This window comes from Lysinibacillus sp. NPDC096418, assembly GCF_044762775.1.
Classification (GTDB): domain Bacteria; phylum Bacillota; class Bacilli; order Bacillales_A; family Planococcaceae; genus Lysinibacillus.
In genome coordinates this window covers 160,076-173,156 of sequence record NZ_JBIWEY010000001.1, presented here as the reverse complement: position 1 = coordinate 173,156, position 13,081 = coordinate 160,076, and the positions used below count along the sequence as shown (strand labels likewise).

Below are 13,081 nucleotides of genomic sequence, written 5' to 3'. Positions count from 1 at the left end.
TGAGTTGTTTCAATACTCAGATTGTGGTGTGGCAATATTAATTAAGTGCGATTGCAACAGGGAAATTTTTCATTCATTATTAGTTCAAAAAATACCGAGAAAAGCGTATTGTGGTATATACCAGTTGGTGATATTCTTATTTCAAGAAAACGTTTTCAATATTGAAGGAGGAAAATTAATTATGAAAAACATTATGTTAGTTTGTGTAGCAGGGATGAGTACAAGTTTACTGGTATCTAAAATGCAAAATGTAGCTCAAGAGCAAAACATCGAGGCAGATATTTTTGCAGTCGCTGAAAGTGAAGTAGATAAAGTTATGGCGAGTAAAGATGTACACGTTTTATTACTTGGACCTCAAGTCCGCTATTTAAAAGGAAATTACGAGAAAAAGTATAAAGAAAAGAATATACCAATTGAAGCAATTAACATGGCAGATTACGGTATGATGAACGGCGAGAATGTTTTAAAACAAGCACTTACGTTAATTGGTTAAGGAGGATATAAAATTATGGAACAAGAAGCATTAATGCAATCAATTATGGGATTAATTTTGCATAGTGGTAACACTAAAAGCGACTGCATGGAAGCTATTCAAATGGCGAAAGCAGGAGACATTAGTGGAGCACGAGAAAAGATGGAAGCAGCTAATCAATCATTAGTAGAAGCACATCATTCTCAGACTGCTTTACTGACACAAGAGGCTAGAGGGGAAAAGATTGAAGTATCCCTTCTACTGATACACGCGCAAGATCATTTAATGAATTCAATCACTTTCCGCGACATGGCGAATGAAATGATTGACTTGTATGAAAGAATTAATAAGTAAATTATTCATGAAAGAATTACAGTAGGATCTGATGTGAAATAAGAGAAGATATCAGATTCTACTGTGAAATATGAGAAAAAATCCTTATTCAAATGTGACTTAAATTTACTACAAAAGGAGAGGGTATGTGATGTTTAAATTTCTGGAAGAAAAGTTTGTGCCTGTTGCCGGAAGAATAGGAAACCAGCGTCACTTAGTCGCAATTCGCGATGGATTTATAGCACTTATGCCATTAACAATTGTTGGTTCATTTGCAGTGCTGGTCAATAACTTACCTATAAAATTTTATCAAAATGCTCTTGATTCGATTTGGGAACATGAAACTTGGACTCAATGGGGCGGAAACATGTGGAACGCAACATTTGGAATCATCTCACTTTTGTTAGCGTTTACAATTGCTTATAATCTAGCGAAAGGTTATGGGAAAGACGGTTTATCTGCAGGGGTAATTGGCCTTGCTTCTTATATGACATTCGGTACTTTTGGTGCAGGTGGTATTTCAGGGTTAACATCTGGAACAGGCGGGATATTCGTTGCAATCATTGTTTCGTTAATAGCTACTGAAATATTTTGTAGACTTGCAGGAAATAGTAAACTTTTGATTAAAATGCCAGATGGTGTTCCGCCAGCAGTTGCTAAGTCATTTGCTGCATTATTACCAGCGATCATTACAATTGGTTCAGTTGCATTAGTTCGTACAATCATTTCTGCAGGTTTCGGTGTTACAGAAATTGTAGAGTCATTCTATGCCTTAATTCAAGAACCATTTATGGGCTTAACAAATTCATGGGCTGCCGGATTATTATTAGCATTTATTACACCATTCTTATGGACGTTAGGTGTACACGGTGCCAATATTGTTGAACCATTCTTACAAACAATTAACCTCCCTGCTATCGAAGCGAACGTAGCTGCGATGGAGGCTGGTAAAACAGCACCATATATTATTAACAAACCATTCCTTGATACTTTTGTAAGCATAGGGGGAGCGGGTGTAACAATTTCTCTTGTAATAGCAATTTTCATATTAGGAAGGAAGAATAAACAATATAGTACAGTAGGTAAAATATCCGCTGCACCAAGTCTTTTCAACATCAATGAACCATTGCTATTCGGTTTACCAGTAGTATTAAATCCAATTTTATTTGTACCATTCATCTTAGCACCAATGGTCAATGTTACAATTGCTTATTTTGCAACAAAAATGGGCTTAGTTCCAGCAGCAACAATTGCAGCACCTTGGACGACACCGCCAATTATTAATGGATTCTTAGTAACACAATCATGGCGGGGCGCTGTACTTAGTATAGTGTTAATTGTTGTAGCGGTATGTATTTACCTACCGTTCATTGCAATGGCTAACCGCGCTGCGAAAGCAAAAGATGCTGAATCACAAGAATAAAGGAATGTCAGTGGAGGTATACAAATGAGAAGATTAGGAATATCAATTTATCCTCAACATAGTACTTTGGAGGAAATGAAAAGTTACATTCAGCTAGCGCATGAAAATGGGTTTGATAGAATATTCACTTGCTTAATGTCAATGAAAAATGATGAAGAAAGAAATAAACTACAACAAATCAATAAATTTGCGAAGCAGCTCGGATTTGATATTTCTGCTGACATCGCACCACAAGTATTTGAAGATCTAGGTCTAACGTATAGAGATATTGCTCAAATTAAACAGCAATATCATCTAGCGGCTTTACGCTTGGACATGGGATTCTCTGGTCAAGAAGAGGCGTTCATGTCACTAAATCCATGTGATTTGAAAGTAGAGTTAAACATTAGTAATGGTACTAAGTATGTGGAAAACATATTGTCCTACCAACCGAACCGAGAGAATATAATTGGTTGTCATAATTTTTACCCAAGACTATATACGGGGATTTCACGTAGTCATTTCTTAAATGCATCTAAATTATTCAAAGACAATCATATTCGTACAGCTGCAATGATTTCTTCTCAGCACGCGAAGTTTGGACCTTGGGAGGAGACCCCACATGGCTTACCAACACTAGAAGAGCATCGCCATCTCCCAATTACTGTACAAGCAAAAGATTTATGGCATACGGGGTTAATCGATGATTTAATTATCGGTAATATGTATGCTTCGGAAGAAGAATTGCAAGCATTAGGCAGATTAAATCGTAATAAGCTAGAGTTAAGGGTTGTAACAACTGAACAAACAAGTGCTTTAGAAAAAAATATTATCTTTGATGAACCGCATTTTAACCGTGGTGATGTATCTGAATACGTCATTCGAAGTACACAATCACGAGTGAAATATAAAAATGAACAATTCCCAGCGCATGATACAAATGATTTGGAGGTTGGGGATGTCACGATTGATAACGATTTGGATGTTCGCTATAAAGGTGAACTTCAAGTAGTACTGAAAGAGATTCCGAATTCTGGTAGTACGAATGTAGTAGCAAAAGTGGTTCCTGAAGAACGATTCTTACTACACCAAATTCAGCCGTGGGAGTCGTTTGGTTTTACAAAGTGATGTGAACGATTTTAAAAAGGGATTGAGTATATGATCGTTTGCTCAATCCCTTTATTTTTTTGATACGATAAAACTAAACGTAAAGGATAAATCAATATTAAAAAAGGGGGTTGATGTAATGTATGTATTAGCAATAGACGGTGGTGGAACAAAGACAACCGCAGTTATTAGTGACGAAAATGGCAATGTCTATGCGAAATTAATAACGAAACGAAGTAATCCTACAGCTATCGGTAAGCAACAATTTGAACATACAATCCGTTCTATTATGCAAGAACTACAATTGCAAAATGAGCAAGCGTTTGAGGCAGTAAAAATTTGTTTTGCTGGTTTGTCAGGCGTAAAAGAAAAAAGTTTTGAAGCGTTTACCGAGGAAATAATGCGAGAGTATCTTGGAAAAGATGTAAAGATAGTCGTGGAGAATGATGCTTTAATTGCACTTTATTCAGGTACGCTTGGACAAGAAGGCATTGTGCAAATCGCTGGCACAGGTGCGATAACGATGGGGTATGATAAGCAACACTCATTTTTGAGAGTTGGTGGTTGGGGCTATTTGTTTGACGATGAGGGTAGTGGCTATGATTTGGGCGTGCAAGCATTAAAGGCTGTGTTCCAGGCTTACGATGGTAGAGCTGCAGAAACGATACTTGCAAGGAATCTATGTCAGCATTTCAACGTAGAAAATGTGCCCCAACTTATTGAATGTGTCTATAATGAAGGACATCCACGAGCAAATATTTCCCCACTTAGTATTTATGTTACACAAGCAGCTCAAGTTGGGGATCCTGTAGCAAATGCTATTTTGGACGAAGCAAGCTCGAAGTTTTTACATGCCATTAACACGTGTTATACAAAATTGACATGGGATGAGGAAGCTGTACCTGTTGTATTAGCAGGTGGTGTATTTTCGAATACTCCATTATTCATTGAAAGGCTCAAGCAATTAGCAATTGCTCAAAAACTCCCTTTTAAATTCCTACCAACTTTAATGGAACCAATCGGTGGTGCAGTGGTAGGTGGTTTAAGAGCGATGGATATAGTGATTGCGGATAATTTTGCAGAAGTATTTCACGAAAGCTACGCACAATTTCAGACGCATATAAAATAGTTATTTCTTAAGTTTAGAAGAACAACTTAAAATAATAAAAATATGAGGTGCAAAAAATGGTCGTTAAGTTAGAAGTAATAAATGAGTTAGATAGTTTGTATAATCGTGCTGTTGAATTGATAACAGAACAATTAAATAATGGAGCAAATACGTTTGGATTGGCGACAGGTGGAACAATGCTGCCGCTTTATGAAAAAATTAGACAAAGTGATTTAGATTTTTCAAATTGTATAAGTGTAAATTTAGATGAATATGTAGGGATTGCACAATCTCATCCTGAGAGCTACAGATCCTTTATGAATACGCAGCTTTTTGATGCAAAACCATTTAAACAATCCTATTTACCAAATGGTGAGGCAAATAATGTGCAAGAAGAAGCACAGAATTATGAAAATTTATTAAAATCCTTAACATTAGATTTTCAACTTTTAGGTATAGGGGAAAATGGACATATTGGCTTCAATGAACCTGGGACAGCTTTTACGAGTGAAACACATGTTGTAAAGCTTACTGAGTCAACAAGAAAAGCGAATGCTAGATTTTTCGATTCTATTGACGAGGTGCCAAAAGAGGCGATTACAATGGGGATTGCTTCTATTTTACGTGCTAAGTGCATTGTTCTTATAGCGGTAGGAGAGAAGAAACGTGCTGCTCTAGAAGCTCTAGTATATGGTGAAGTAACAGAAGATATCCCTGTAACGTGCTTACAACAACATCCGAATGTTATTGTTTTAACAGATTTGGATTTGTCTAAGTGAACAGTTTAGTTTTAGTAAGGTCATTTTGTTCTTCCAACTATTTTTCGTTTATATTTTCACATTAATAAAATCATGACTATCTAGTAAGTTGGGGCATTAATACAATTTTTTGTAGATCGAAATTACGAGAATAAAAGGTTAAATGGAGAAAAAAGGCATGCATAATTTACCTCGATTGCATGTCTTTTTTTATGGTCTTCTTATGTTACAATAGGAACGTCAAAAAAGAGGGGGCGTTCCTATGGAGCAAATTTATCAAATGGAATATCGGGGGTTAAATATATTTGATGAAATTAGTACGGTTGAATTAGCCATTGATGAAGCACAGCAAACATTACATATTTTTGACCCAGGGGAAGTCGTTGTGCCGATTTTTAATTTTGATGTTTCCGCTTATGAGTTATCTGAGAATTTTTATAAAATGGCAGATATTCTTCGCCATAAACATATTTTAATCGCGCAGGATTCCACTGGTGATTTCACATTGAGTAATTGGCTTGTGAAAAACAATGTCTATTTTTATGTCCCTAATAAAAGAATAAGAAAGTATGTAGATGGTTGCATTATGGAAATAGTTGATGTTAAAAAGGAACAGTCGCTGTTTGATTACTACATACAAAGAGTATAAATCTACCATGTCAAACGAGCTCACGTCCAGAAAATGCTATTAATTCACGGAATTGCCTTATTTTTTTCATGAGAACACCACTTCTTTTAGTTTATTGCTATAATTTGAATAATTCCAAAAGATAGAGACATCAGGTCATTTTTTGTTTGGGATATACAGGAATGCTATAGGGGAAAGCAGGAATGGCGTTTTGTAAAAACAAATGGAAACATGGGAGAGTGGAGAGATGGAAATTCAAGTAATACGTGAGCACTTAGATATTGTGAAATTACAAGAAAAAGTAAATAGCATTGTGTTTGATAATATTGATACGTCGGATAATTATAGAAAAGCGATGAGAGATTTAAATCAAATATACACGCAAGTGACTACATTTTATAAAGACTTTATCGATGGGCATGATGGCGAAATACCGCCAGCGAATACGTATTGGTATTTATTTATTGATTGTAGTGCAAAGCTTTGTTATTTCTTAGCAACTGCTACCTATTACGCTTCTAATGAGCTGCAAAAAACACCAGAAAAAGTAGAGAAATTGCTAGAAGCAGCTGCTCGTACTTTACCGAATATAGAGCAAGAAGAAAATGAAGAGTTTTTAACAGCAATTTTATCTCTCCATGCAGAAATTAGCGACGATGAGATCAAAACGACTTTATTACGTGAAGAAGTTTTAAAACAAAAGGGTACAGTGAAACAATGTTTGCAATACTTTAAACAGTTTGTTTATCTTGAAATAGATTAAGTGTCTTTTAAATAAACCATCATGACGGATTGTGTTCATGATGGTTTTATATTATCTATATAAATAGAATGAATTTTCCTATATTTATATAATTTTCAGAGGTGTTTAAACCATTTGCTTCTGCGTATAGTCAAGGGAAGATGGCTGTTATTTTTCATTAAAATTAGATAGGAATAGTCGTCATAAAGATGAAGGAGTGTAAATCACTGAGGGGGCGTCGGTGTGTTTGTAAATAGAATCAATATTAATCTTAAACAATTAGAAGAACCTTTGCTAATAATAAATGATCAGGATGTACTTTTATTTCAGCAACTTATACAACCAGTAGTGGAATTTAAATTAGTAGAATGTCGATTAGCGCTATCATCGAGAAAATCCATTTCATTAGTAAGAGACATTTGGCTATCGCTATATAAAGATAGTGATAAGTTAATTATTAATAGTGAACATGCAATGCTATATCCAATACGTTTAATACTATTTGAATTAGTATTAAAAGGGGATCATTTTAAACGTTTGGCTGATAAATCTCGAGGAGATGAATGTCTGTCCTTGCTTTACGCAATTATTTATATGCAATTTGTAATAAAATGGTTGAAAGAAAAATTCCAAGACAATGAACAGATTTGCGATAGTATGAAGATATTGTTTCCAGCCGAAGAGAATTATAGGGGAGAAGATAATCATTTAACAATATCAAGGGAAAAAACTATTGCACAAGCATTGATTGTGAAATCTATACGTTTAGAAGTACAAAATAATCCGCAAGAGTTTTCAAGTTTATTGTTTCAAACATATAATTTGATTGAGTATTTACATGAAGAAGCAAGCATAAAAAGTGGCGTGAAGACTACTGCTTTGCCATCTATGCGGAACGTTGCAGAAGTTTTAAATACATTTTACGAAAAGCGCTATGTGACTAATAAAATAGAGTAAACAGGATGATTGTAAAAACAGTCAATCCTGTTTTTTTGTTTTTAAAATTTTCTGACACTTAATCTTTTCTCATGTTATATATGTTATCATTATTTATTATTGGTAAGTATTATTTTGGATTAAATAATAATTTGTGTTAGATGATATAACATTGAATTGGAGTGATGCTTGTGGGTGTCTTTAGTTGGTTACCTTTTAAAGAGAGATATCGTTTATGGTGGAATTATCGGTTAAATAAGAGAACTGCTCAAACGAAACAGGAAATGTTCGAAGGTATCGCGAAAACGCGAGTCGATTTATTGCAAAGTTGGACAAGGGATCGATGGTTGTCCTTGGAAAATCGCGTAAAAGTTATTGTACAAACGGAACAGTGTAAATTAGATGCTTTTTTGACAGAATCGAAGGGGAAAAGTAGCTATTTTACAGAGTTATTTTTAGTCAGTGGCGAAGCGGAAGTTTTAGCCTCTAGTTTTTCTTCGCATATCGGTAGGCATTATAGTGTGTTGAATGACCCTATGTATAATAAGGCAATTAACCAAGTTGTACAAACAAAAGAACCTTTATTATACGGGCCATTTATTGATCCCTTAACTGAAAAAATAGGTGCAAAGTCCTCTCGATTTCATGATGCTGTAACATTGTTGTTTTTACAACCAGTTTTAAAGGATGGCAATTTGCAAAGTATATTAGCGGCGCGAGTGCCAAATGATGTTCTTGGTGATTTAATTCAACGTGAGGCAGGTCATGTTTTTCCGAAATCAGGAGATAATTATTTATTTATGGCAAAATCAATTTTTGACCCTTCAATTGAGCAAGGCGTTGCGCTTTCTCGTAGTCGATTTGAGGATAGCACATTTGCGCTCGGTGATAACCTGAAAACAGGAATTGAGACGAAACAGTGGGGAGTAGTTAAAGTATCTCGTCACACAGAGTTTGAGCTCACTTTTTTAAATCCTGCAACAAAAAAATTACATTCAGGCATCTCAAGAACAATTGTTAAGGGTCATAATGTGTATGTGAACTTCCCAGGTTATGCAGATTACCGTCATATACCAGTCGTTGGAAGTGGTGTCCTTTTTCAATTACCGCATTCACCAGATCGGTGGGGTATGATGTGTGAGGCTGATTTAGATGAAGTGTATAATGAACGCTCGATTAGCTTTAAGTTAGCAAGTAGTTTTTTAGCTCTTATGATGATGAATATTTTATTGTTCCAACTGTTATCAGCGCTCTATTTACCGAATTTTCTTATACTCTGCATTAATGTTGTTTACGGAGCAGCAGGAGCATGGTACTTCTTAAAACGTCGGTTAGCACCAATTACACTCCAACTAGAAAATATGACGAAAATGGTCCAGAGAATTGCAGAAGGTGCGGGCGACTTAACAATACGTACACCACAGGACATGCTTACGCGTGATGAAACTGGGGATATGGGGCGTGCCTTAAATAATTTTGTAGATAGTCAAGGTAGTTTATTAGCGAAGGTACAGAGTTCATCTATTGATGTTGAGGTTACGAACCGCGTATTACGTGAGCGTACAATACAGGTAGAAGAAGATTCGACGCTCGTATTAGTACAAATGAAGGAGATGCATACGGCTATTCAGCAACAGCTATATGATGTACAGCAGGCGATGGCGCAAATTGAAGAAATTCAAGAGAAAATGCTTGCGATGGAAGCTGGTTCGGCAGACCAACTACATGTGGCGCAGCAACAAATAGCTGGCATCAATACTAACATGACAAGGATAGTTGGGAAAGTCCAAGATACATTACAACTTACCTCAACGTTTCAACATGCTTCTGATAGTATTGGAAGTGTTGTGTTATCCATCAATGCCATTGCTGAGCAAACAAATTTGTTAGCTTTAAATGCATCGATTGAAGCGGCAAGAGCAGGAGAGCATGGTAAGGATTTTGCAGTTGTAGCCGATGAAATTCGGAAATTATCTACTCAAACAAAAAAAGCAACTGAGGGAATTCAAACAACTTTACAGTTAATTGAGAATAGCTCTGCACGCATTCAACAATCCATAGGGGTAAGTAGTTCGGAAGTGGAGCAAGGTGCAAGTTTTATTCGGGATGTTCATGCGGTCCTTATGAAGATGTCAAATAATGCTTCGCAAAATTATGAGACGGAGCAAATGAAAGATATTATTCAAAGTATTGCCGCAAGCAGTGAGCAAAACGTACGCGTCGTGAACATTGTTTCGCAGTCAACAGAGGAAATGATAGCACAAATTCAGCGTGCACGTTTTGACACGGAGCGCGCTTCACTAGTGATTGGCACACTAGCACATGCTGTATCAAAATTTTAAGTGAAATAGTATACGATTATACGCCCTTGGCAGATAAATAATTACAACAATAATTTTTTATAAACGTTTATATTCCAGGGGGAGAGCCTTGAGCGCCTAAGAGTCCTCGCCTTCCACTCCGCTCCCAAGAGAAAGAACGTATGCTTTTACTTTAGGTAACTTCTCTAAGTACGATTTATTCATGCGATTTCTATGGACAATATACTTTTATTGTTATTTTTTCGTTTGTGTATGAAAGGCTTTTAACTTTTCGTAAATGCCTGCCATGCGTTTTTCTTCGCCAGCGATGACGGGTTTATAAAATTCTGTTCCTATTAATGAGTCGGGTAAATATTGCTGGTCCACCCAGCCACCGAATGTACCAATCGGCGTATTGTGTGGATATTTGTAGCCGACGTGACCTAATTCCTTAGCGCCAGAATAATGGGCATCTCGTAAATGAAGTGGAATATCGCCTGTTTTCCCTTCATGAATGCTTGCAATTGCAGCATCGATGGCCAGAATAGCTGAGTTTGACTTAGACGCAAGGCACATTTCAATGACTGCGCTTGCGAGAGGAATACGTGCTTCTGGTAAGCCGAGTCGTTCAGCTGCTTGTACTGCCGCGAGCATATGCGGACCGACTTCGGGATTGGCGAGACCAACGTCCTCATAGGCCATTACTAGTAAACGGCGACTGACTGCGACTAAGTCACCTATTTCAAGTAAATGTGCTAAATAGAATAGGGCTGCATTTGTATCACTACCACGTACTGATTTTTGCAGTGCTGACAATAAGTTATAGAAATGAGAGCCGTTTTTATCACCGTATACACCAATGCGACCGATTAGGTGTTCAATGACATGATCAGCTGCAATAGTTTGTCCATTGACTTCGTCGCTTGCATAGTAAATGGATTCGAGTAACGTAAGTGCCTTTCGAGCATCGCCGTTTGCAGCGTTAGCAATGCGAGCGATTTGCTCATCTGTGAGTGCAAAATTGTATTTACCGAGTCCTCGCTTTTCATCGGCTAATGCCTTTTCGATAAGTTCCACTAAATTAGCTGTTGTTAGTCGTGTTAGTTGATGAATTTCTCCACAACGTGAACGAATCGCGGGATTGACATCATGATATGGGTTTTCAGTTGTTGCACCAATCAGTACTATCGAGCCATTTTCGACGTGTGGTAAAAGAGTATCTTGTTGTAGTTTGTTAAAACGGTGGATTTCATCTAAAAAAAGAATGACTTTTCCAACGATTCTTGCTTCTTGTACAATATCTTCGACGTCTTTTTTGCCAGCTCGAGTGGCGTTTAGCGAGAAAAATGGGAGTTTTGAGCTTCCTGCAATGGCATTGGCAATCGATGTTTTCCCGATTCCAGGCTCGCCAAATAAAAGCATAGATGGTACATGACCGTTTTGAATCATTTTATAAAGTGCTGTTTCGCGGCCGATGAAATCTTGTTGACCCACGATTTCATCAAGAGTGCGCGGACGCATACGATAAGCAAGTGGTTCGTTATGCAAAAGAAATCCTCCTTTCGTACATTTGTTCTAATTGGTATTATATCATATACTTAGAGGAGTATTTCCGAGTTCTACGAGAGGATATTATGATATACTGTTTTTAGTATTTTGACTAGACTAATTGAGGGTGATAAAATGAAAATTTCTACAAAGGGCCGTTATGGGCTGACGATAATGATTGAATTGGCAAAACATTATGGTGAGGGACCAATTCCACTGCGTAAAATAGCAGCAGAAAAAGAACTTTCGGAAGCATATTTAGAGCAATTAGTATCGCCATTACGCAATTCTGGTTTAGTGAAAAGCGTCCGCGGTGCATATGGTGGATATATGTTGGCGAATCCACCAAGTGAAATTTCAGCTGCGAATGTCATCAGTGTGCTAGAAGGTCCGATTCAACCCGTAGAAGGAATCGAAAATGAGGAAGCACCTCAACGTGAATTGTGGTTACGTATTCGCGATGCCGTAAAAAATGTTTTAGACACGACAACAATAGAAGATCTTGCGCAATATACAGAAGAAAATGCAACTGACGGTTATATGTTCTACATTTAAGTAGATTAAGTTGTATTTGATTTTTAAAGGAGCAATAAAAATGAGTTCATTTATATATCTTGATCATGCTGCGACTTCACCGATGAATGATAAGGTGATTGATACGATGACGGTCGCGATGCGTGAAATATACGGCAATGCGTCGAGTGTTCACGGGGCAGGTCGAGAAGCACGTAAGTATATAGACGATGCACGCGATTTATTAGCACAATCGATAGGTGCAAAAGCTGGTGAAATTATTTTAACAAGTGGTGGCACTGAGGCTGATAATACAGCTATTTTTGGTACGGCATATGCACTTGCAGCTGAAGGCAAACATATCATTACAACACAAATCGAGCATCACGCAGTGTTACATTGCTGTGAAAAACTTGAACGAGAAGGCTTTGATGTCACATATTTACCAGTGGATGTTAAAGGTCGGGTTTCGGTTGAAGCGGTAAAAAATGCACTTCGTGATGATACGATTTTAGTATCAATTATGTCTGGCAACAATGAGGTAGGTACGATTCAACCAATTGCTGAAATTGGAGAAGTTTTACGTGCTCATAAAGCGACGTTCCATACTGATGCTGTACAAGCATATGGTGTGGAAAATATTGATGTAGCAAATTTGCAAGTTGATTTATTAAGTGTGTCAGCACATAAGATAAATGGTCCAAAAGGCATTGGCTTCTTGTATCAGAAGGTAGGTACTCCTTTAGCAAGTTATGCATATGGTGGTGCTCAAGAGAAAAAACGTCGTGCAGGAACTGAAAATGTACCTGCTGTACTTGGTTTTGCAACTGCGGTGAATAATGCAAGTGAGTTGCGTGAAGAAAAGCGAGCATTGTACAATCGCTTTAAGCAAATTATGCTTGACGTTTTTACACAAAATGCACTTACTTTTCATGTGAATGGTGATACACAAAACATGCTACCACATGTATTTAATGTTAGCTTTGCTGGGATGGAAGTCGAATCGTTTTTAGTAAATCTTGATATGGCGGGAGTTTGTGCCTCAAGTGGCTCAGCATGTACAGCAGGTTCGATTGATCCCTCACATGTTTTAGTGGCAATGTTTGGGCAAGGAGCAGAAGAATTACGTAATTCGATCCGCTTTAGCTTCGGTCAAGGCTTAACGGAAGAAGATGTACGATTAGCTGCAGAAAAAACAGCAGCTATTGTGAAAAGACTGGTGAATTAATAAAAG

General features: G+C 37.1%; 13 protein-coding genes. 12 read left to right on the top strand and 1 reads right to left on the bottom strand.

Annotated elements, in window-relative coordinates; genetic code table 11:
* Positions 1-181: 181 nt before the first annotated feature.
* From ACIQZG_RS00835 to ACIQZG_RS00790, 10 genes are all read left to right on the top strand, one after another.
* Positions 182-493: a PTS sugar transporter subunit IIB gene (locus ACIQZG_RS00835; protein WP_402753262.1), complete on the top strand. Its 312-nt coding sequence runs from the start codon at positions 182-184 to the stop codon at positions 491-493.
* 15 nt (positions 494-508) lie between these two features.
* Positions 509-826 (top strand): PTS lactose/cellobiose transporter subunit IIA, encoded by a 318-nt coding sequence (locus tag ACIQZG_RS00830; RefSeq protein WP_402753261.1) that lies wholly within the window; start codon positions 509-511, stop codon positions 824-826.
* Between the two features lie 130 nt (positions 827-956).
* The gene (locus ACIQZG_RS00825) at positions 957-2,228 is read left to right on the top strand and encodes a PTS sugar transporter subunit IIC (protein WP_402753260.1); all 1,272 of its coding nucleotides are present in this window, start codon (positions 957-959) and stop codon (positions 2,226-2,228) included.
* 24 nt (positions 2,229-2,252) lie between these two features.
* Complete coding sequence (locus ACIQZG_RS00820; protein WP_402753259.1) at positions 2,253-3,335, top strand: DUF871 domain-containing protein; 1,083 nt, start codon at positions 2,253-2,255, stop codon at positions 3,333-3,335.
* 118 nt (positions 3,336-3,453) lie between these two features.
* Positions 3,454-4,443, top strand: coding sequence for an N-acetylglucosamine kinase (locus ACIQZG_RS00815; protein WP_402753258.1), 990 nt, complete (start codon positions 3,454-3,456; stop codon positions 4,441-4,443).
* A gap of 56 nt (positions 4,444-4,499) precedes the next feature.
* A complete protein-coding gene (locus ACIQZG_RS00810; RefSeq protein WP_402753257.1) occupies positions 4,500-5,201 on the top strand; it encodes a glucosamine-6-phosphate deaminase in 702 nt (233 codons plus the stop codon).
* Between the two features lie 241 nt (positions 5,202-5,442).
* Complete coding sequence (locus tag ACIQZG_RS00805; protein WP_402753256.1) at positions 5,443-5,829, top strand: hypothetical protein; 387 nt, start codon at positions 5,443-5,445, stop codon at positions 5,827-5,829.
* Positions 5,830-6,055: 226 nt separating this feature from the next.
* Positions 6,056-6,571: a hypothetical protein gene (locus ACIQZG_RS00800; RefSeq protein WP_402753255.1), complete on the top strand. Its 516-nt coding sequence runs from the start codon at positions 6,056-6,058 to the stop codon at positions 6,569-6,571.
* 222 nt (positions 6,572-6,793) lie between these two features.
* On the top strand, positions 6,794-7,507 hold the full coding sequence (locus tag ACIQZG_RS00795; RefSeq protein WP_402753254.1) for a hypothetical protein: 714 nt from the start codon (positions 6,794-6,796) through the stop codon (positions 7,505-7,507).
* Between the two features lie 164 nt (positions 7,508-7,671).
* Positions 7,672-9,828 (top strand): methyl-accepting chemotaxis protein, encoded by a 2,157-nt coding sequence (locus tag ACIQZG_RS00790; RefSeq protein ID WP_402753590.1) that lies wholly within the window; start codon positions 7,672-7,674, stop codon positions 9,826-9,828.
* 213 nt (positions 9,829-10,041) lie between these two features.
* On the opposite strand, the gene ACIQZG_RS00785 is transcribed toward ACIQZG_RS00790, so the two are convergent.
* Positions 10,042-11,334 carry a replication-associated recombination protein A gene (locus tag ACIQZG_RS00785; protein WP_402753253.1) on the bottom strand — a complete coding sequence of 431 codons (1,293 nt, stop codon included), beginning with the start codon at positions 11,332-11,334 and terminating at the stop codon, positions 10,042-10,044.
* 135 nt (positions 11,335-11,469) lie between these two features.
* Between ACIQZG_RS00785 and cymR the strand changes: the two genes are divergently transcribed.
* Together cymR and ACIQZG_RS00775 are read left to right on the top strand one after the other, a co-directional pair.
* Positions 11,470-11,889: a cysteine metabolism transcriptional regulator CymR gene (gene cymR / locus ACIQZG_RS00780; protein WP_340823491.1), complete on the top strand. Its 420-nt coding sequence runs from the start codon at positions 11,470-11,472 to the stop codon at positions 11,887-11,889.
* A gap of 40 nt (positions 11,890-11,929) precedes the next feature.
* Entirely contained in the window at positions 11,930-13,075 is a 1,146-nt protein-coding gene (locus ACIQZG_RS00775; protein ID WP_402753252.1) for a cysteine desulfurase family protein, read from the top strand.
* The last annotated feature ends 6 nt before the right edge of the window (positions 13,076-13,081 follow it).

Excerpts from the sequence above, each read along its gene's own strand:
- ACIQZG_RS00835 (WP_402753262.1), top strand. The coding sequence starts at position 182 with ATGAAAAACATTATGTTAGTTTGTGTAGCAGGGATGAGTACAAGTTTA.
- cymR (WP_340823491.1), top strand. The coding sequence starts at position 11,470 with ATGAAAATTTCTACAAAGGGCCGTTATGGGCTGACGATAATGATTGAA.
- ACIQZG_RS00790 (WP_402753590.1), top strand. The coding sequence starts at position 7,672 with ATGCTTGTGGGTGTCTTTAGTTGGTTACCTTTTAAAGAGAGATATCGT.
- ACIQZG_RS00825 (WP_402753260.1), top strand. The coding sequence starts at position 957 with ATGTTTAAATTTCTGGAAGAAAAGTTTGTGCCTGTTGCCGGAAGAATA.
- ACIQZG_RS00815 (WP_402753258.1), top strand. The coding sequence starts at position 3,454 with ATGTATGTATTAGCAATAGACGGTGGTGGAACAAAGACAACCGCAGTT.
- ACIQZG_RS00800 (WP_402753255.1), top strand. The coding sequence starts at position 6,056 with ATGGAAATTCAAGTAATACGTGAGCACTTAGATATTGTGAAATTACAA.
- ACIQZG_RS00820 (WP_402753259.1), top strand. The coding sequence starts at position 2,253 with ATGAGAAGATTAGGAATATCAATTTATCCTCAACATAGTACTTTGGAG.
- ACIQZG_RS00830 (WP_402753261.1), top strand. The coding sequence starts at position 509 with ATGGAACAAGAAGCATTAATGCAATCAATTATGGGATTAATTTTGCAT.
- ACIQZG_RS00805 (WP_402753256.1), top strand. The coding sequence starts at position 5,443 with ATGGAGCAAATTTATCAAATGGAATATCGGGGGTTAAATATATTTGAT.
- ACIQZG_RS00810 (WP_402753257.1), top strand. The coding sequence starts at position 4,500 with ATGGTCGTTAAGTTAGAAGTAATAAATGAGTTAGATAGTTTGTATAAT.
- ACIQZG_RS00775 (WP_402753252.1), top strand. The coding sequence starts at position 11,930 with ATGAGTTCATTTATATATCTTGATCATGCTGCGACTTCACCGATGAAT.